Source organism: Micromonospora sp. RV43 (assembly GCF_001029515.1).
GTDB lineage: Bacteria > Actinomycetota > Actinomycetes > Mycobacteriales > Micromonosporaceae > Micromonospora > Micromonospora aurantiaca.
The window spans coordinates 17,417-35,412 of the sequence record NZ_LEKG01000038.1 but is presented as its reverse complement, the minus strand read 5'-3'; the positions used below and the strand labels follow the sequence as shown (position 1 = coordinate 35,412).

22 protein-coding genes are annotated in these 17,996 nt (G+C 72.0%); 13 read left to right on the top strand and 9 right to left on the bottom strand.

Going from position 1 to position 17,996, the window contains the following annotated elements; genetic code table 11:
• The first annotated feature begins 101 nt into the window (after nucleotides 1–101).
• From purF to amcA, 4 genes are all read left to right on the top strand, one after another.
• Nucleotides 102–1,619, top strand: coding sequence for an amidophosphoribosyltransferase (gene purF / locus ABD52_RS12430; protein ID WP_013283425.1), 1,518 nt, complete (start codon nucleotides 102–104; stop codon nucleotides 1,617–1,619).
• Nucleotides 1,620–1,676: 57 nt separating this feature from the next.
• Nucleotides 1,677–2,831, top strand: a complete 1,155-nt coding sequence (gene purM / locus ABD52_RS12425; protein ID WP_047891888.1) for a phosphoribosylformylglycinamidine cyclo-ligase — start codon at nucleotides 1,677–1,679, stop codon at nucleotides 2,829–2,831.
• 128 nt (nucleotides 2,832–2,959) lie between these two features.
• Entirely contained in the window at nucleotides 2,960–4,051 is a 1,092-nt protein-coding gene (gene amcB, locus ABD52_RS12420) for a cyclophane-forming radical SAM peptide maturase AmcB (protein ID WP_174361756.1), read from the top strand.
• A complete protein-coding gene (gene amcA / locus ABD52_RS12415; protein ID WP_013283428.1) occupies nucleotides 4,032–4,244 on the top strand; it encodes a multiple cyclophane-containing RiPP AmcA in 213 nt (70 codons plus the stop codon). The genes amcB and amcA overlap by 20 nt, the downstream gene beginning before the upstream one ends.
• A 150-nt stretch (nucleotides 4,245–4,394) precedes the next feature.
• Here the strand turns inward: amcA and ABD52_RS12410 are convergent, their stop codons facing one another.
• Both ABD52_RS12410 and ABD52_RS12405 read right to left on the bottom strand, forming a co-directional pair.
• Nucleotides 4,395–4,610 carry a DUF3073 domain-containing protein gene (locus ABD52_RS12410; RefSeq protein WP_013283429.1) on the bottom strand — a complete coding sequence of 72 codons (216 nt, stop codon included), beginning with the start codon at nucleotides 4,608–4,610 and terminating at the stop codon, nucleotides 4,395–4,397.
• Between the two features lie 291 nt (nucleotides 4,611–4,901).
• On the bottom strand, nucleotides 4,902–5,984 hold the full coding sequence (locus tag ABD52_RS12405; RefSeq protein WP_047891887.1) for a Glu/Leu/Phe/Val dehydrogenase: 1,083 nt from the start codon (nucleotides 5,982–5,984) through the stop codon (nucleotides 4,902–4,904).
• Between the two features lie 175 nt (nucleotides 5,985–6,159).
• Between ABD52_RS12405 and ABD52_RS12400 the strand changes: the two genes are divergently transcribed.
• Both ABD52_RS12400 and ABD52_RS12395 read left to right on the top strand, forming a co-directional pair.
• Complete coding sequence (locus ABD52_RS12400; RefSeq protein ID WP_013283431.1) at nucleotides 6,160–6,999, top strand: hypothetical protein; 840 nt, start codon at nucleotides 6,160–6,162, stop codon at nucleotides 6,997–6,999.
• A 256-nt stretch (nucleotides 7,000–7,255) separates the two neighbouring features.
• Nucleotides 7,256–7,465: a BldC family transcriptional regulator gene (locus ABD52_RS12395; RefSeq protein ID WP_007073996.1), complete on the top strand. Its 210-nt coding sequence runs from the start codon at nucleotides 7,256–7,258 to the stop codon at nucleotides 7,463–7,465.
• Nucleotides 7,466–7,536: 71 nt separating this feature from the next.
• On the opposite strand, the gene ABD52_RS12390 is transcribed toward ABD52_RS12395, so the two are convergent.
• Nucleotides 7,537–7,929: a PPOX class F420-dependent oxidoreductase gene (locus tag ABD52_RS12390; protein WP_013283432.1), complete on the bottom strand. Its 393-nt coding sequence runs from the start codon at nucleotides 7,927–7,929 to the stop codon at nucleotides 7,537–7,539.
• Between the two features lie 55 nt (nucleotides 7,930–7,984).
• Here ABD52_RS12390 and ABD52_RS12385 point away from each other — a divergent pair, with 55 nt between their 5' ends.
• Nucleotides 7,985–8,764 carry a bifunctional 2-polyprenyl-6-hydroxyphenol methylase/3-demethylubiquinol 3-O-methyltransferase UbiG gene (locus ABD52_RS12385; protein ID WP_013283433.1) on the top strand — a complete coding sequence of 260 codons (780 nt, stop codon included), beginning with the start codon at nucleotides 7,985–7,987 and terminating at the stop codon, nucleotides 8,762–8,764.
• 53 nt (nucleotides 8,765–8,817) lie between these two features.
• On the opposite strand, the gene ABD52_RS12380 is transcribed toward ABD52_RS12385, so the two are convergent.
• Complete coding sequence (locus ABD52_RS12380; protein WP_013283434.1) at nucleotides 8,818–9,105, bottom strand: hypothetical protein; 288 nt, start codon at nucleotides 9,103–9,105, stop codon at nucleotides 8,818–8,820.
• 162 nt (nucleotides 9,106–9,267) lie between these two features.
• Between ABD52_RS12380 and ABD52_RS12375 the strand changes: the two genes are divergently transcribed.
• The gene (locus tag ABD52_RS12375; RefSeq protein ID WP_047891886.1) at nucleotides 9,268–10,125 is read left to right on the top strand and encodes a 3-hydroxyacyl-CoA dehydrogenase family protein; all 858 of its coding nucleotides are present in this window, start codon (nucleotides 9,268–9,270) and stop codon (nucleotides 10,123–10,125) included.
• A 52-nt stretch (nucleotides 10,126–10,177) separates the two neighbouring features.
• Complete coding sequence (locus ABD52_RS12370) at nucleotides 10,178–10,921, top strand: enoyl-CoA hydratase/isomerase family protein (RefSeq protein WP_047891885.1); 744 nt, start codon at nucleotides 10,178–10,180, stop codon at nucleotides 10,919–10,921.
• A gap of 63 nt (nucleotides 10,922–10,984) precedes the next feature.
• Here ABD52_RS12370 and ABD52_RS12365 read toward each other — a convergent pair whose 3' ends face one another.
• Complete coding sequence (locus ABD52_RS12365) at nucleotides 10,985–12,322, bottom strand: ABC transporter substrate-binding protein (RefSeq protein WP_047891884.1); 1,338 nt, start codon at nucleotides 12,320–12,322, stop codon at nucleotides 10,985–10,987.
• Nucleotides 12,323–12,488: 166 nt separating this feature from the next.
• Between ABD52_RS12365 and ABD52_RS12360 the strand changes: the two genes are divergently transcribed.
• Together ABD52_RS12360 and ABD52_RS12355 are read left to right on the top strand one after the other, a co-directional pair.
• Nucleotides 12,489–12,878 carry a hypothetical protein gene (locus ABD52_RS12360; RefSeq protein WP_013283438.1) on the top strand — a complete coding sequence of 130 codons (390 nt, stop codon included), beginning with the start codon at nucleotides 12,489–12,491 and terminating at the stop codon, nucleotides 12,876–12,878.
• Between the two features lie 45 nt (nucleotides 12,879–12,923).
• Nucleotides 12,924–13,628 (top strand): DUF2786 domain-containing protein, encoded by a 705-nt coding sequence (locus ABD52_RS12355; protein ID WP_047891883.1) that lies wholly within the window; start codon nucleotides 12,924–12,926, stop codon nucleotides 13,626–13,628.
• Between the two features lie 25 nt (nucleotides 13,629–13,653).
• Here ABD52_RS12355 and ABD52_RS12350 read toward each other — a convergent pair whose 3' ends face one another.
• Complete coding sequence (locus tag ABD52_RS12350; RefSeq protein WP_041784039.1) at nucleotides 13,654–14,169, bottom strand: SRPBCC family protein; 516 nt, start codon at nucleotides 14,167–14,169, stop codon at nucleotides 13,654–13,656.
• A 259-nt stretch (nucleotides 14,170–14,428) separates the two neighbouring features.
• On the opposite strand from ABD52_RS12350, the gene ABD52_RS12345 reads away from it, so the two are divergent.
• Nucleotides 14,429–15,187 carry a hypothetical protein gene (locus ABD52_RS12345; RefSeq protein WP_047891882.1) on the top strand — a complete coding sequence of 253 codons (759 nt, stop codon included), beginning with the start codon at nucleotides 14,429–14,431 and terminating at the stop codon, nucleotides 15,185–15,187.
• Nucleotides 15,188–15,244: 57 nt separating this feature from the next.
• Here ABD52_RS12345 and ABD52_RS12340 read toward each other — a convergent pair whose 3' ends face one another.
• Nucleotides 15,245–15,625, bottom strand: coding sequence for a transcriptional regulator (locus ABD52_RS12340; RefSeq protein WP_013283442.1), 381 nt, complete (start codon nucleotides 15,623–15,625; stop codon nucleotides 15,245–15,247).
• Entirely contained in the window at nucleotides 15,622–16,374 is a 753-nt protein-coding gene (locus ABD52_RS12335) for a hypothetical protein (protein ID WP_047891881.1), read from the bottom strand. Before ABD52_RS12335 ends, ABD52_RS12340 begins: the two co-directional genes overlap by 4 nt.
• A gap of 180 nt (nucleotides 16,375–16,554) precedes the next feature.
• Here ABD52_RS12335 and ABD52_RS12330 point away from each other — a divergent pair, with 180 nt between their 5' ends.
• Nucleotides 16,555–16,992 carry an ArsI/CadI family heavy metal resistance metalloenzyme gene (locus tag ABD52_RS12330; RefSeq protein WP_013283444.1) on the top strand — a complete coding sequence of 146 codons (438 nt, stop codon included), beginning with the start codon at nucleotides 16,555–16,557 and terminating at the stop codon, nucleotides 16,990–16,992.
• A gap of 63 nt (nucleotides 16,993–17,055) precedes the next feature.
• Here the strand turns inward: ABD52_RS12330 and ABD52_RS12325 are convergent, their stop codons facing one another.
• On the bottom strand, nucleotides 17,056–17,976 hold the full coding sequence (locus ABD52_RS12325) for a hypothetical protein (protein WP_235437447.1): 921 nt from the start codon (nucleotides 17,974–17,976) through the stop codon (nucleotides 17,056–17,058).
• Nucleotides 17,977–17,996 lie beyond the last annotated feature (20 nt).

The following is a 17,996-nucleotide window of genomic DNA, read 5'->3' as shown; positions in this document are numbered from 1 at the left end:
TCGCGTACACTGAGAGCCGACGACGGTCCCGGCCCATGCGTGCGGAGCTGCCCCCCTGACTCCGCCAGGCCAGTCCAGACCCCACTGCGAGGGAGCGGCAGGTGCCCCGAGGCGATGGCCGGCTGAGCCACGACCTTGACCCCCAGCGACCCGGCCCACAGGACGCGTGCGGCGTCTTCGGCGTCTGGGCACCGGGTGAAGAGGTCGCCAACCTCACCTACTTCGGGCTCTACGCCCTCCAGCACCGCGGTCAGGAGGCCGCGGGCATCGCGGTGAGTGACGGCTCCGGTGTCGTGGTCTACAAGGACCTCGGCCTGGTCGCCCAGGTGTTCGACGAGCCGACGCTGGCGAGCCTGCGCGGCCACGTCGCGATCGGGCACGCACGCTACTCCACCACCGGCGGCTCGACCTGGGAGAACGCCCAGCCGACCATCCGTGCCACGACCGCCGGCACCACGATCGCGCTGGCGCACAACGGCAACCTGGTCAACACCGCCGAGTTGCAGCGCGAGGCGGCCGTGCGGGGGCTCGACTCGGACGGCTCGACGAACGACACCTCGCTGGTCACCATGCTGCTGGCGAGCCGGCCCGACCTGTCGGTCGAGGCGGCCGCGCTGGAGGTGCTGCCGCAGCTGCGCGGCGCGTTCAGCTTCGTCTTCATGGACGAGTCGACGCTCTACGCGGCGCGCGACGCGCACGGCGTACGCCCGCTGGTGCTCGGCCGGCTCGAACGCGGCTGGGTGGTGGCGAGCGAGACCGCCGCGCTGGACATCGTCGGCGCGAGCGTGGTGCGCGAGGTCGAGCCGGGCGAGCTGATCGCCATCGACGAGAACGGGCTGCGTTCCAGCCGGTTCGCCTCGCCCGAGCCCAAGGGCTGTCTCTTCGAGTACGTGTACATCGCCCGGCCGGACGCCACCATCGCCGGCCGCAACGTGCACGCCGCGCGGGTGCAGATCGGCCGCCAGCTCGCCAAGGAGCATCCGGTCGAGGCCGACCTGGTGATCCCGGTGCCGGAGTCCGGCACGCCGGCCGCGATCGGCTACGCCGAGGAATCAGGCATCACGTACGGCCAGGGCCTGATGAAGAACCCGTACGTCGGGCGCACGTTCATCCAGCCCTCGCAGACGCTGCGCGCGCTCGGCGTCCGGCTGAAGCTGAACCCGCTGCGGCAGAACGTACGCGGCAAGCGCCTGGTGGTGGTGGACGACTCGATCGTGCGGGGCACCACCCAGCGGGCGATCGTCCGGCTGCTGCGCGAGGCGGGCGCGCTGGAGGTCCACGTCCGGATCTCCTCGCCGCCGGTGAGCTGGCCCTGCTTCTACGGCATCGACTTCGCCACCCGCGCCGAGCTGCTCGCCAACGGGCTCGACAACGACGGCATCCGGCGGTCCATCGGCGCCGACTCGCTCGGTTACGTATCGCTGCCCGGTCTCATCGCCGCGACCGAGCAGCCGAAGAGCCGGCTCTGCCGGGCGTGCTTCGATGGGGAGTACCCGATCGAACTGCCGGCCGGGAACCTGATCGGCAAGCACGTGCTCGAAGGAGTGGGACGCCGGGTCGCCGCCGAGGCGGCCGGGCCGACCGGTCCGCTCGTCGCCACACCGACCCACCACCCGTAGCACCACCGACGCGGGTCCGGCCGCTCCGGGCCCGCGGGAACCACAAAGGGGAGAACCGTGACGCACGTGTCCGAGCGCAGCGGCGCAGGATCCAGCCCGACGGGCGCCGGCGGCGACCGCCAGCCCTGGTCGGCGGGTTCCGGCCGGACGCAGCGCAAACGCTCGGTCTCGTACGCCGACGCCGGGGTGTCGATCGAGGCGGGCGACCGCGCGGTCGAGCTGCTCAAGTCGAAGGTCAAGGAGACCCGGCGCCCCGAGGTCATGGGTGACCTGGGCGGCTTCGCCGGCCTGTTCCGGCTGGACACGAAGAAGTACAAGAACCCGATCCTGGCCTCCTCGACCGACGGCGTGGGCACCAAGCTGGTGATCGCCCAGCAGCTCGACATCCACGACACGGTCGGCATCGACCTGGTCGCCATGGTCGTCGACGACCTGGTGGCCTGCGGCGCCGAGCCGCTGTTCCTGCTCGACTACATCGCCACCGGCGAGGTCGTGCCGGACAAGGTCGCCGAGATCGGCGCGGGCATCGCGGACGGCTGCCGGTACGCCGGCTGCGCGCTGCTGGGTGGCGAGACCGCCGAGCACCCGGGCGTGCTGCGCCCCGACGAGTACGACATCTCGGCCACCGGCGTCGGCGTGGTGGAGGAGAGCGAGATCCTCAGCCCGGAGCGCGTCGAGGTGGGCGACGTGGTGATCACCATGCGCTCGTCCGGCCTGCACTCGAACGGCTACTCCCTGGTCCGGCACGTGCTGCTCGGCGCCGGCCGGATGCGGCTGGACGTGGTGATCGACGACTTCGGCCGTCAGCGGACGCTCGGCGAGGAGCTGCTCACCCCGACCAAGATCTACGCACAGGACTGCCTCAAGCTGATCGCCGAGGCCGAGGTGCGGGCGCTGGCCCACGTCACCGGCGGCGGCATCCCCGGCAACCTGGTCCGGGTGCTGCCCGAGCACGTCGACGCCGTGGTGAACCGCTCCACCTGGAAGCCGCAGCCGATCTTCGACCTGATCCAGTCCAAGGGCCGGATCGAGGACCCGGAGATGGAGGCGACCTTCAACATGGGCGTCGGCATGTTCGCGATCGTCTCCGCCGAGGACGCCGACCGCGCGCTGGCCACCCTGACCGGCCGGGGCGTGGACGCCTGGCAGGCCGGCGAGATCATCGAGGGGTCCGGCAACGTGCAGATGGTCGGGCAGCACACCCGAGGCTGATCACCCTGCGCCGATCGGCCGGGCACGTGATCGGGGGTTCACCCGAGCGGTCGCCGCGGCCTAGCCTGGAGGTTCGGTTTTTCAGGCAGGCGGGGGAGGTGCTGATGGCTGCGCGCACGCCCGGAGGGATGCGGGGCATCTCTGCCGTCCCGTCGTACGTGGTGATGCAGCCGACGACGCTGTGCAACCTCGACTGCGCCTACTGCTACCTCCCCTTCCGGGCGGTCGACAGGCGGATGCCGGTGGCCGTCGCCGAGGCGGTGGCGGCGTCGGTGAACCCGTGGGCGGCGGGCGGTCGCTTCTCCGTGGTCTGGCACGGCGGGGAGCCGCTCGCTGCGGGCCGGGAGCACCTGGCCGCGCTGCTGGCGCCGTTCGGGCCCGACGTCGAGCACCACGTGCAGACGAACGCCACCCTGATCGACGACGCCTGGTGCGCGTTCTTCGCCGAGCACCGGGTGCGGGTCAGCATCAGCGTGGACGGGCCGCGGGCGCGCAACGGCGAGCGGGTCACCCGGGGCGGGCGGCCCGCGTACGACCGGATCGTGGCGGGTGTGGCGGCGCTGCGCCGCCACGGCCTGCCGTTCTCGGCGCTCGCGGTGGTCTCGCGGCCGGAACCGGGCCTGGCGACCGAGCTGTACGACTACTTCCTCGACCTGGGCTGCGACGTGCTCGGCGTCAACATCGAGGAGACCGAGGGCGTCAACACCCGGACGAACGCGCGCGACGAGGGCGCGGTCACCGGGTTCTGGGCGGAGCTGGTGGCGGCCTGGCGCCGGGATCCCCGGATCCACCTGCGTGAGGTGGAGTGGTCGCTGCGGTACGCGGGCGCGGTCCTGGCCGGCACCGCCGACGACCTGCTGCCCCGGAGCCTCGACCCGATCCCGACGGTCGGGCACGACGGCTCGGTGGTGGTGCTCTCGCCGGAGCTGGCCGGCTTCACCGACCCCCGGTACGGCGACTTCGCCAGCGGAAACGTGCTGACCACGCCGCTGGGCGACATCCTCGCGGGCGCGGCCGGTACGCCGTGGGTGGGCGAGTTCCTCACCGGCGTGGAGGCGTGCCGGGCGTCCTGCGCGTACTTCGGGTTCTGTGGCGGCGGGCACGCCGCCAACCGCTACTTCGAGCTGGGGCGTTTCGACGGTACGGAGACCGAGCACTGCCGTAACAGCAAGATCCGCCTACTGGAGGGAGTGTTGGAGCATGCCCGAGACCATCAGTGACACCGACCGGGAGGCGGTCGCCGACCGGGTGCGGGACGCCGCTGCGGGGCTTACCGCTCTGCTTCGGGAGGCGGAGGCGGCGCGGCTGCTGCGGGCGGAGGTGTCGGGCGGCGACGGCGCCGACGCGGTGTGCGCGTGGAACCACTTCGAGAACATCCCGACGTTCTACAACTGGAACAACCGGCCACGCTGAGGGAACGGTTCCGCGATCAAGGACCTGCCGGCGCGTCGGAGCGGGCGCCCCGGAGCGCCGGCAGGTCCCTGATCGTCGGTCGTACGCCGGCTCAGCAGAGCACATGCGTGAGCACGCGGGGGTTACCGCGTGCTCAGATGTGACCGGAGGTCAGCGGGTCGGACGAGCCCAGGTGTCCGGGTCGTCGTCCGCGTGGTCCTCGTCATCGTCGTCGACATACTCTTTGTAGTCGTCGTCGAAGTTGTGCTCAGACTTTCCACTACCCGCCAGTTCGCGCTGCAAGGCGGTTAGGTCGGTGTTCGGGGAGTGGTACTTCAACTCCCGGGCCACCTTCGTCTGCTTGGCCTTAGCACGGCCGCGCCCCATGGCTCGACCCCCTCGCACAGAATGCGGGGCAGCCCGAAGGCGGGCCCCGATGACGTCAGGCATCTCTCGTGGCTCTTACGGTACATGGGGATGCCATCGTTCGGCACCTCGGGTCACCGTCGACCGGACCTGCGCGTCGCAGTGGTCCAGCCGTCACAAAGTGTACCGGGTAAGGGGTAAGCACCGGGGCTGGCCATGACACCGGACATACCGGTACTAACGAGCCCGAGAATCAGCTTAACGCGCGCCGCCTCCGGGGGTGGAGCGCCGCCCCGCCCCCGGAGGTGAGCTTCACCGCAGATGGATCGTGCGCAGCCGGCCGACCTCGGCCATCCGCCGCTCGGCGAGCCGGTCCGCGGCGACCGCCGGCGGCACGCCCTCGTCGTCGGCGAGCTGGAGGATCTGCCGGGTGGTGTCGAAGATCCGGGTCGCGCGCAGCTTGGCCCGGTCGAAGTTGAAGCCCTCGATCTCGTCGGCCACCTGGATCACGCCACCGGCGTTCACCACGTAGTCCGGCGTGTAGAGGATGCCCCGGTCCGCGAGCACCTTCTCGATGCCCGGGTGGGCGAGCTGGTTGTTCGCCGCCCCAGTGACCACCTTCGCCCGCAGCACCGGCACGGTGTCGTCGTTCAGCGCGCCGCCGAGCGCGCACGGGGCGTACACGTCGATGTCGGAGGTGACCAGCGCCTCGGTGTCGTCGACCAGGGTGACCTGCGGGTGGGTGGTGCGCGCCCACTCCAGGGCGCGCGGGCTGACGTCGGTCGCCACGACCTCGGCGCCGTCGTCGAGCAGGTGGGCGGTCAGGTACTTGCCGACCTTGCCCAGCCCGGCCACGCCGACCCGGCGGCCGGCCAGCGTCGGGCTGCCCCAGACGTGCTCGGCGGCGGCCCGCATGCCCTGGAACACCCCCCAGGCGGTGAGGATCGAGGAGTCGCCCGCGCCGCCGTGCTCCACGCTGCGGCCGGTCACGTAGCGGGTCTCCCGGGCGATCACGTCCATGTCCGCCACGTAGGTGCCCACGTCGCAGGCGGTGTAGTAGCGGCCGTTCAGCGACTCGACGAAGCGACCGTACGCCCGCAGCAGCGCCTCGCTCTTGATCTGCTCGGGGTCACCCCAGATGACCGCCTTGCCGCCACCGAGGTCGAGGTTCGCCAGGGCGTTCTTGTAGGCCATGCCGCGGGAGAGGTCGAGCACGTCGGCGAGGGCCTCGGCCTCGCTGGCGTACGGGTAGAACCGGGTGCCGCCGAGCGCGGGGCCCAGCGCGGTCGAGTAGATCCCGATGATCGCCTTCAGGCCGGACTGCTTGTCCTGGCAGAACACGACCTGCTCATGCCCCGTGGAGACGGGGTCGTCGGTACTGGCGAATACGCCCATGGCTGACTCCTGTGTCGGTGTGCGCCCTTGTGGGGCGCGGAACCCGGGTGGCACGCCGGCGGGATGCTGCCGGTGTCGTTGAGCCTAATATCGGCCCGAACCGTACTGTCGCGCATGTCACGCCACGGGCCCGAGGGCGGCGACGGGCGGTCCCGTCTCGTGGGAGGATCGCGCCGTGCCGTCGCTCTTCGCTTCATACCTGCGCGTGTACGAGCCGCTGACCGCCTTCGACCGGGACCGGCAGTCGTACTGGCGCCGGTACGTCAGCGAGGGCCGCGCGATCGCCCCGCTGGAGGGACCGGTACGGCAGCGGACGGCGGTGATCGAGGCGCTCGGCGCCGGCTGGACCCGGCTGCCCGACCTGCCCGACGAGGCGTACGTCCTGGAGTCCGACGACGCGCTGCTGGTCTGCCCCTGGAACCTGCGTATCCGGGTCGCCGAGGCGGCGCTGAGCGCCCGCGACGGCGTGCCCTCGGTGCTGGCCGACGCGTTCGTGCCGCCCGTGCTCGCCGGGCAGGCCAAGGCCGTGGTGGAGGACTGGCGCAGCGGCGCCCGGGTGCTGGAGCACGGGGTGCCCCGGGTGCACGAGCAGATCGCCACCTGGGGCGTGCCCCTGCGCTGGTTCGTGCTGTTCGAGGCCGGCGAGCGGCACCTGGTCACCGAGCCGGAGCGGCGGGCGCTGCGCTACCGCACCGAGATCTCCAAGGCGCGCCGCCGGGCGTCCCGGGCGCTGTCGGTGCTGCGCAAATCGATCGGCGAGGCGCCCATCACCGAGGCGGTCGAGGAGGCGGCCCGGTGGCTGGAGGAGTTCCACCCGCGCTCGGTGGTCGAGCTGGACTACGGCGGCCTGGTGCAACTGCTGCCGGACGAGACGCTCGAAGCCGACGACTCGACCGAGCTGGTGGCCACCGGACTGTCCGGACTGGGCCGGGGCGAGGCCGAGGAGGCGTCCGCCGCGTACGACAAGCTGGTCGCCCGCTGGCGCGCGGTGCAGCTGCTCGAACGGTGCAACTGACGCCCGGTTTGCCCTGCTAAGTGGCCTTGGACACGAGAGTGTCTCGTAGTTGATGCGTCACGAACCGTGATCATGAGTCCGAATAAGGTAGTTTCTGCGGCATAAAAGTCGTAAAAATCGGGCATGCTTCATCCGTCCGTCTAGGGACCTTCAGCCGTTCGGCCCATGTCGGACATCGGGGACTAGCCGGACCATGGGAGACGCGTCGGCCGGCGGGACCCCGGCCGATGTCTATACATGTGGAGGAGTGACCCCGATGGCATCGCGAACGCACGAACCTGAGCCGCTACTCACACCGGCCGAGGTGGCGTCGATGTTCCGTGTCGACCCGAAGACGGTGACCCGGTGGGCCAAGGCTGGCAAGCTCAGTGCCATCCGGACCCTGGGCGGCCATCGCCGCTACCGCGAGTCGGAGGTTCGGGCCCTGCTGCAGGGGCAGATCCCCCAGCAGCGCCAGGGAGACTGACGAACCGGCGTTCTCCGGCGTTCCGATAAAGGGCGGTGCCGTCGCGGCGCCGCCCTTGATCGTGTCCGGACTCAGTCGCGCCCCGGACCGTCCAGCACGATCCGCAGCCCCACAGTGCCGCGCTCACCCCGGCGCAGCCGGCTGCCCAGCAGGCTCAGCCGCCCGATCAGCCGGTACTTCCGCTTGAGCAGCCCTCGGACCCGGTTCGTGCTCTCCGGGTCGGCGATCGTCGCGTGACCCGGCACCGCCTCGCCGTGCGGCCGGCCGCGCACGTCGCACGGGGCCACCGTCACCCGGCCATCGCGCCTGATGCGCTTCACCTTCCCGGAGTCGGCCACCGTCCACACCGCCAGCCCGTCGCCGTCGCGTACCGCCCACACCGGAGTCGGCACCGCCCGGCCGTCCTTGCGGAACGTGGTGAGCAGGACGTACTTCTCCGCCGCCAGGCGGTCCAGGTCGGTCACGCCGCCAAGGATACGGCGGCGACGGAGCCGCCGACCCCCGGATAGCGTTGCGGGCATGACCGGGGAACCCGAGATCGGCGACGTGTTCGGCGAGATGATCCGCGACGCGTACGCGGTCGCCACCGGGATCGGACCGCGCCCGATGGCCGGCGGTCGCCTGCCCCGCCCGGTCATCGAGATCATCGAGCGCGACGACGGGCTGGTCAACGGCGCGCCCGCCGAGCACTACCTGGATCCGCCGCAGCGGTGGCAGCCGCACGACCACCGGGCCGTGGACCGGGTACGCGGACACGTGCTCGACGTCGGCGTCGGCGCCGGCCGGATCGCGCTGCACCTCCAGGACCGGGGCGTACCGGTCACCGGGCTGGACACGTCGCTCGGGGCGCTGCGGGTCAGCCGCCACCGGGGCGTACGCGACCTGGTGCACGGCACAGTCGACGAGCACGCCGCCGACGGCCGCCGGTACGACACGTTCCTGCTGCTCGGCAACAACCTCGGCCTGTTCGAGGGGCGGGAACGCGCCCCGGCGATGCTGGCGGCGCTCGCCGCGCTGGCCCGTCCCGGCGCCCGGGTGATCGCCCACGGCACCGACCCGTACGGGACCACCGACCCGGTGCACACCGCCTACCACGAGCGCAACCGCCGGCGGGGCCGGATCGGCGGGCAACTACGGCTGCGGCTGCGCTACCGGCTGCTCGGCACCGACTGGTTCGACTACCTGGTCTGCTCGCCCGAGGAGTTCGCCGAGCTGGTCCACGGCTCACAGTGGCGACTGACCGACGTGGACGACACCGACCACCCCTACTACCTCGCCACCTTGGAGCTGCGGCGTTAGGAAGGGCCCCTTTCAAGCGCCTAGGCGTTAAGAAGGGGCCCTTCCTTACGTGCTCAGACCTGGACGGTGGGGGTGGTCTGCTCCGGGGGCAGCCCGCCGTCGCCGTCGACCACCTCGTCCGGCGTGCCGTCCTCGTCGATGTCCACCATGGTGATGTCCACCTTGCCGTCACCGTCGGTGTCGAACTGGAACAGGTCGGCCTTGCCGTCGCCGTCGGTGTCCACCACCCACACGTCGGTCTTGCCGTCGTTGTTGGTGTCCGCACGGAGCAGGTCCACCCGCTCGTCGCCGCGGGTCTCGACCGTCTCGGTGCTCTCCGCGCTCTCCGGTGCCTGGCTCATCTCGTTCCTTCCTTCGGCGTTGAGGGCCGTCCTTACCCCGTCCGCTCCGCCCCCACGCATCCCGGCGGCCCGGCCATGCATAGGGTCGCATGCAGGAACGAGCGAGCGGACGGGCCCGGCGGCGGAGACCCCGCGCGCCCCCGCCGCGGCGAGGGGACGTCGATGAGTGGTCGTTTTGTGGTCGTCGGGGCCGGCACCATGGGCCTCGGCATCGCGTACGTGGCGGCCGGCGCCGGGTACGCGGTCGAACTGGTCGAGGTCGACCCCGCCCGGGGCGCCGAGGCCCTGCGCCGGCTCGGCGAACTGTGGGACCGGGGCGTGCAGCGCGGCAAGCTGACCGAGGAGGCCGCCACCGCCAACCGTGAGCGCGTCACGCTCCGGGCCGGGCTCGCCGAGGTGGCCGAGGGCGCCGACGTGATCGTGGAGGCGGTGCCCGAGCGGCTCGACCTCAAGCGTGCCGTCCTGCGCGAGGCGGAGAGCCGCCGGCCGGCGCTGCTGGGCAGCAACACCTCCAGCATCCCGATCGCCGAACTGGCCGCCGGGCTGGACCGCCCCGCCGACTTCGTCGGGTTGCACTTCTTCAATCCGGTGTGGGCGATGGCGCTGCTCGAGGTCGTGGTCGGCCCGGCCACCGCGCCGGAGACCACCGAGGCGGCCGTCGCGCTCGCCGCCCGGCTCGGCAAGGACCCCGTCGTCGTACGCGACATGCCCGGCTTCGCCACCTCCCGGCTGGGCGTCACGCTCGGCCTGGAGGCGATCCGGATGGTGGCCGACGAGGTGGCGAGCCCGGCCGACATCGACAAGGCGATGGTGCTCGGCTACCGGCACCCGGTCGGCCCGCTGGAGCTGACCGACCTGGTCGGCCTGGACGTGCGGCTCGACATCGCGCGCACGCTCCAGGCCGCGTACGGGGACCGCTTCGCGCCGCCACCGCTGCTCGTCGAGATGGTGGCCGCCGGGAAGCTGGGCAAGAAGGCGGGGCAGGGCTTCTACACGTGGAAGGACGGCGTGAAGCAGTGAGCGCGAGGAGTGAGCTTGCGAGCCCCGCAGTCACGAACGACAGGCCGGCACAGTGAGCGGGCTGCGGATCGAGGAGCTGCCGGACCGGCTCGTGGTCACGCTGGACCGGCCGGAGAAGCGCAACGCCATCGACGCCGACCTGGTGGGTGAGCTGCACGCGGTCTGCGCCGACCTGGAGGCGCGTCCCCGGCTGCTGCTGCTCACCGGCGGGACGGCGGGCATCTTCGCCGGGGGCGCCGACATCGCCCAGCTCCGGGAGCGTGGCCGGCTGGACGCGCTGGCCGCCATCAACCAGGGCGTCTTCGCCCGCATCCGGGCGCTGCCGATGCCCACCGTGGCCGCAGTCGACGGGCCGGCGCTGGGCGGCGGCGCCGAGCTGGCGTACGCCTGCGATCTCCGGGTGTGCACGGACCGAGCGGTGTTCGGTCAGCCCGAGGTGCGGCTGGGCATCCTGGCCGGCGCCGGCGCGACCTACCGGCTGCCGGCGTTGATCGGTGAGGCCCGGGCCAAGGAGCTGCTGTTCACCGGCCGGCGGGTGGACGCCGGGGAGGCGCTGCGGATCGGGCTGGTGAACCGGGTGGTGGCCGACCCGGCGGAGCTGCTGCCCACCGCGCACGGCCTGCTCGACGAGATGGCGAAGGGCTCCGCGCTGGCGCTGCGGCTGACCAAGATGGCGGTGGACGCCCCGGCGGCTGCGCACCCGCAGCTGGACCTGCTGAGCCAGGCGGTGCTCTTCGAGGACGAGGAGAAGCACCGGCGGATGACGGAGTTCCTGGACCGGCGCCGGGCCCGCTGAGCCCGGGAGAGACGACGAGGGCCGCACCGGTGTCCCCGGTGCGGCCCTCCGCGTCGGTACGCGTCAGTGCTTGATGTCGACTCCCGCGTCGTCCAGCGCGGTGATCGCCGGCGCGGACTCGGCGAAGCCGATGAGCAGCAGCGCCTCCGGGCCGAACGCCTTGATCTCCTTGGCGGTGCCGCTGAAGTCGACAGGCGTCTTCGGGTCGGCCGGCGGCTCGTAGGTCAGCAGCTTGATCCGGTCCGCGCCGATCCCGGCCTTCTCCAGCTCCGAGCGGACGTTCTCCTGGAGGCCCTCGCCGTACGAGTCCTTACGGGCCAGGATTGCGATCTTGCGCGGCCCGTCCCGGAGCATCACGTCGGCCAGCGCGCGGCCCTGGAGGCTGTCCGGCGGCGCGGTACGGAAGTAGAGGCCCTTGTCGTCCACAGCGCTCAGCCCCGCGTCGGTGTTCGACGGGGAGAACAGGATCCGGCCGGCGGCCACCACGTCCGGCAGTACGGCCCGGGAGATGCCGGAGCCGCCCGCGCCGATGATGACCTGGACGCCCTTGCTGACGTGCGAGGCGACGGTGGCCTTGGCGACGTCCGGGTTGGTGCCGTCGTCGCCCTCGATCCACTTCACCGGCTCGCCGAGCACACCACCTGCGGCGTTGACCTCACGGATCGCGAGCGCCGCGCCGGCCGCCAGCGGCGGGTTCGCCAGCGCCAGGTCACCGGTCTTCGGCAGCAGCCCGCCGAGGACCAGCGGGGCGTCCTTCGCCTTGCCGTCGCGCGGCTTGCGCCCGCGCGGCGGGGCCTTCGTGCTCGCCCCCGACTCCTCACCGGCGCCGACGAACTCGGTCTTGCTGTCGTCGATCTTCTGGTTGTCGAAGTGCATGGTGCCGTAGCTCGCGGTGGCCGGCTCGCCGGTGTCGGTGAACCCGGCGCGGGTCAGCGACACGCCCCGGTACTCGATGTCCCGGCCCGCGCGGGCGAGCTGGAGGCAGGCCGTCACGTCGTCGCAGCGTTCACCGCCGGTGGTCACCCCGACGATCTGCTTGGCGATCTCGGCCGGAGCGGTGGTGCCGGCGAGCTGGGCGGCCAGCGCGCTGATCACCACCGCGTCGTACGACTCGGCGGAGTAGAGGAAGTCACCCAGCTTCGGGTCTACGGCGAGTAGTCGCTCCTTGAAGCTCTCGGCAAGCGGAGTGAGGGGCGTGGTGCCCTTCATCCCGTTCACCAGGTCCGCGCGGTCCTTGAGTTCCGCGGCGTACGAATTGAGCATGTTGCCGTCGGTGCCGTAGAGGCGTACCTGGGTGGCAGGCGTTTCCTCCGGCTCGTCGCTCCCGCAGGCGCTCGTGGCGAGCAGAAGCGCCGCGCAGGCCATGGACAGGGCCGCGCGCGACGTGCGTGTTCTCAGCATGGTCGTCCTTCCTCCGGCGAAGGTCCGCTGCGCACCTTAGCGTGCTCGCGCGGCATGCGGGACTGTGGAGTCGGCTCCGTCGGCACCCCGACTGCGGGTATCACTCTGCGTGGTCGACGGGCCGTTTCCGGGTCACGGCTTGACCCCCGGCGATACTGTTCCGCGGGTGAACGACGAAGCACAGCAGACGCTCGACGACGCGACCGCCGTGCTCCGTTCCGCCCTCGCCGGTGACGGCGCCGGCGTGGTGGGCACGTTCGACGCGGTGGTGGACCGCTCCGGCCTCGCCGGGGCGTACGGAGTGGCGTGGTGCCTCGCCGCCACCATGCTCGGCGACGACACCCCGGGCGGCGGCGCCGCCCTCGACTTTCCCGGCATCGACCAGGCCGACTACGACACCCGCTGGGTGGCCCGCTTCGTCAGCGCGTGCGCCAACGACGACGCGGACACCGGCGAAGCGCTGTTCGGGGCGGCGGCTGCCGACGGGCTGCTGCCCGACTGCCTGCTCACGCTCGCCGGGTCGACCATCGCCACGCTGCGCAGCCGGTCGGACTGAGCCCGGCGCGCGGCCCGGCCCCCCGGCTGTGGTAGCTCTGGGTGCATGTCCGAGGCGATGCTCAGCAAGGTGCGCAAGCTGCTCGCCCAGGCCGAGGACCCGGCCTGCACGCCCGCCGAGTCGGCCGCCTTCATGGCCAAGGCCACCGAGCTGATCGCCCGCTACGGCGTCGACCGGGCGCTGCTCGCCGCCCGTGACCCGGCCGCCGACCCGGTCGGTGACCGGACCGTCGACGTGATCGCGCCGTACGCCCGGGACAAGGCCGGCCTGCTCGCGGCGATCGCCGAACCGCTGCGGTGCCGATGCGTACGCCGCCGGCAGGGCAACGGCTTCGTCATGCACCTGTTCGGCTTCGCCAGCGACCTGGAACGGGTCGAGCTGCTGTTCACCTCGCTACTGGTGCAGGCCGCGCACGGGCTCGCCGGTGCTGTCGTACCGGCCGGGGAGCACCCGGCGGCGTTCCGGCGTACCTGGCTGGCCGGGTTCGCGTACGTCGTCGCGGAACGACTGCGCGCGGCCGAGAGCAAGGCGGTGGCGGAGTCGGGCGGAACCTCCACGGCTCTGGTGCTCGCCGACCGCTCCGATCGGGTCCAGCGCCGGGTCGCCGAGGCGTACCCCCGGTTGCGCACCGCCCCGCGACGGCGGCTGGCGGGCGGTGGCTTCGGTTCCGGCGCGGACGCCGGCCGCCGGGCCGACCTCGGTGGCACCGGCGTGGCCGGGACCGGCGCGGCGCCCGGTATCGCCGGCTGACGGGCTGCTGTCCGGTCGGTGCGGGTCAGGCGCTGGTGCGGGCGACGGTCGCCAGGTAGCGGCAGAGCAGTTCGTGCCAGCCCGCGGTGAGCGCCTCGCGGTAGCCCTCGGCCGCCGTGCCGTGCCGGTCGAAGTAGCGGTGCTCGACGTCCACCCGGGTCCGCTCCGGACCGCCGGCGTGGAACAGGACCTCCACCTCGCTGGCCCGCGCCGGATCCGGCACCGGCACCCGGTCCGGGCCGATCTGCCAGGTGAACACCAGGCGCCGGGGCGGATCCCAGGTCAGCACGCGGCCCCAGTCGTTGCGGAAGCCGTACGGGCCGATCTCGTAGAGCATGCCGCCGGCCCGCGGCTCGATGCCGATCGCGGCGAGCGCCTCCGGGCCGGACCAGGTGTATTCGCGCACCCACCAGTCGGCGAGCGCGCCGGTGAAGACGGCGTACGCCCGCTCGGCGGACGCCGGAACGAGCAGGCTGCTGCGGAGGGAGAAGCGGTCGGATTCCTGCCGGACCTCATCCGGATCGGCCATCTCCTGTCCCATAGGTCCGGACCATACCGGCTCATGTCTCGGTGTGCAGCTTCCGTTCCGCCCGCTTCCGGACACCGGGAACAACGGTTCCCGACAGCGCTGAGTGGTGGGACAGGCGCTCTGCGCAAGGCGCGACGGCGCTTCCGGGAGGTGCCCCGGCGGGGCTTCCGGGAGGTCAGGGCGGGCGTCCGCGAGGTGGGGGGTGGGCGACGGATGCCGTACCGGAAAGCGGGTAACCGCGGCCGATCGGACCGATGGGAGAGCGGGGAGCATGACCGACAGCCGAGCCACCGAACCAGTGCCGGACCCCGGTGACGAACTGACCGGCTCGCCGGCCGGTCCCGAGTCGGAGCCGGACGTTTTGCTCGACGTGCCTGAGCTGACAGTCGACGAGATCCGGCTCGCGGTGGACGGGCTCGACGCAGACCTGTCGCTGCGCGCCCGGCTGGCCAACCTGCTCCAGCTCGACGCCGGAGTCCGGGTGCACCTGGAGGGCGTCGAGCTGGACATCACCGGGGTGAGCGCCGAGGCGCTGCTCAAGGTACGGCTGGAGAAGCTGGTGCAGATCCTGGACCGGGCGCTGACCACGATCGACCGGAACCCGCAGCTGATCGACGCGCTGGCCCGCTCGGCCGGTGTCACCCTGGACGACGTGCACCGGCTCGCCGCGCCGGTGGTGGACCAGACCGGTCGTACGGTGGCCGCGGCCGGCGAGGTGGTCGAGCGCACCGCTCCGGCGGTGTCCGGCCCGATCGAGGCACCCGAGCCGCCCCGGCGCCCGGCGCGGACGGAGTCCGAGCGTGCCGCCGGATCGGGGCAGGGCGCCGGTGCGGGCCCGTCGGCGGAACGTCCCACCGAGAAGAAGCGCGGTTCGGAGCGCCCGGGCGGGGCCGGCCAGCCGGCGAGCGCCGCCGCCGAGGCGGCACAGTTGGCGGGACGGGCCGGACAGGCACTCCGGCAGGCCGGCCGGAGCGTCTGGGAGGCGATCCAGGGCAGCCCCACCCAGGACCGCCGCCCCCCAAAGACCTGACCGCCCGCCGCCGGTCCCGCCGCCCGTCCGTCCGGGATCGGGTGACCGGGGAGGGCGTCACGCGGGTGGGAAGTCGTCCGGACCGGCCGAGGTGGAGGGCTGTGCGGCCTGCTGGTGGCGGCGGAGGAGTTCCTGGAGGGCGGCGATCTCAGACTGCAGGGCCTGACGTCCCTCCCTGGTGATCCGGATCCACGTCCGCGGACGACGTCCGTGGTAACCCTTCTCCACCTGGATCAGGCGTGCCTCCTCCAGCACGGTGAGGTGCCGGGACAGGTTGCCCGCGGTGAGTTCGAGGGCCTCCCGGAGATAGGCCACCTCCACCCGCTCGCCTTCGGCGGCGATGGTCAGGATGCCGAGCCGGTGCCGCTGGTGGACCGTGTCGTCGAGACCGTTCGTCGGGAATGGCCCGCCCGCGCGAGGGTCGTCCACGGTGCTCACGCGTACCCATTGTGCTGCTTCTTCGCGGCGGCGAGCGTCAGACCCCCGCCGATCAGCAGGACCAGTGCCGGGAGCATTGCCGCAAGCATGAAGCTGAACCGGGTCAGATCACCCGGTTGCAGGTCGGAGACCTGGAACCAGGCGTTCACGGCGACGAGCACGACGGTGTAGAGCCCGACCACGACCCACAGGCTACGGCTGCGTTCGAGGTGGGCGAGGACCGCCAGGCCCACGGCGATCACGAGGTGCGGCAGCATGCCCCGGTTGGCGAGGCCGAGCAGCGGACCGGTCAGCCAACTGGTGCCGCCCGAAACGGGTGCGCTGGTGTTGAACAGCAGGAACTCCAGGACGACCGGAAGGGCGAGGCCGACGAGTGTGCCCGCGATGCCGGCGATGACGTACGCACGGGTCGGGGTCTGAACGCCCGCTCGCCGGCCGTGCCAGCGGTACCAGGCCAGGCCGGCCAGGTAGCCGCCGACGAGCGCGGCCAGCCAGTACCAGCCCAGAGCGGTCGACTTCTCCAGGAAGCCGCCGCCGAGACCGGTCAGGACAGGACCGTCGGGCCCGGCGCGCAGCGCGGGTGGCTCCGCCGACTCCACGTACAGCGGCGCGGCCGCCGCGATGAGCACCCCGAAGAGCAGGAGCGGAAGCCAGTACGCCTGACGGGCCGCCCGCGCCTGCCGGCGGAGGGTGGTCATCGAGGCGAGCAGTTCCTGGGCATCGTCCTCGCGGGGTGACTCGGACGGCATGGTTCCTCCCGGCAGCCGTAGCGCTGTGACCCAAACAGATTTGCATCGCAAACCTGTTCGCGCAAGAGGCCGAGAGGCTCGAACATCGGCGCCTGTTTCGACATTTCTCTAGGTTGACAGACTTCGAATCAAGAGGCAGGGTGGAGACTGCTTCGATGAACATCTAGACAGGGGGTTCCCATGTCCCGCGTCCAGCTCGCCCTGCGCGTGTCCGACCTCGAAGGCTCCGTGGCCTTCTACAGCAAGCTGTTCGGCGTCGAGCCGGCCAAGCGCCGCCCCGGCTACGCCAACTTCGCGGTGGAGAACCCGCCGCTGAAGCTCGTACTCCTCGAAGGTGAGCCCGGCCTGCCGACGGTGATGGACCACCTCGGGGTCGAGGTGTCCACCACCGAGGAGGTCAACGCCGCGACCAACCGCCTCACCGAGTCCGGCCTGATCACGCTGGAGGAGAACGACACCGAGTGCTGCTACGCGCTCCAGGACAAGGTCTGGGTACGCGGCCCCGGCGACGAGCCGTGGGAGGTCTACACGGTCAAGGCCGACTCGCCGCAGCTGGCGAAGGCGACCGAGAGCGCCTGTTGCGCCTCGGACGCGGCGGAGCAGCCCGCCGCTGTCTGAGCGGATGCCACGAGGTCCCCACCGGCCTGCACGCCGGTGGGGACCTCTTTTGTGCGCCGGCGGCTACCGTGCCTCGGCGAATTTCAGCCGTTCGAGCTTTTCGACGTAGACGAACCGCTTCCCGTCCGGCGAGAAGCTCGGGTGGTAGGCGCGGGCGCCGCCGGCGATCCTCGTCTTCTTCCCGGTGCGGACGTCGACCGACCAGACCCCGCCCGCGTGGTCCGACGCGACGGCGGCGATCACCGACCGGCCGTCCGGCGACACCGCCAGGTCGGCGAGGCCGGGAAGCTCCGTGATGAACCTGGCTGTGGCCGATCCGACGTCCCACTCCGTCAGGTGCCAGGTGAGATCGTCCGGACTCACCTCGGGCGGCAGCGGCAACCTGCCGACGGAGTCGGGCGCGGTGATGAAGAACAGCCGTTCACCCAGCACCGCAGGCGACCGCGCCAGCACCGTCGACTCGCAATCCGTGTCACCGCCGCTCAGGTTGAAGGTCACTCCGCCCACCGTCACCGGAGAGCCGAACTCGTACGCCTTCCCGTCGGCGAGCAACTGGACTCCCCCCGGACCGCACTCCCGGGGCGCCTCCACATATCCCCCGCCGCCACGGTTCACGAGTGCGGCTTCGGCGAGGAAACGCGTCGACGCCAGAGGCTCGAACGTCCTGTCGGCCGGCGAGTAGCTGAGCAGCTCGGTTCCGTCCCAGCCGCATTCGAGGGCCACCCCGAGGTCGCCGCCGGGGCCGGCGAAGAGGAAGCTGAACAAGCCCGCTTCGCAGGTGGATACCGCTGGCGCGTGCCTGAGAACGGGTTTCTCGGCGCTCCCATCGGGTCGCTGCCGCCACACCTCGGCTACTCCCGAGCCCGAGGTCGAGGTCACCTCCCGCAGGTAGTAGACCCAGCCGTCGGCGGCCCAGACCGGATGGAACAGGGAGACTCGGTCCAGGAGCCCCGAGACCCGGCCACACCCGCTGAGCAGGATCACGGCCAGTACGAGGACCGGCG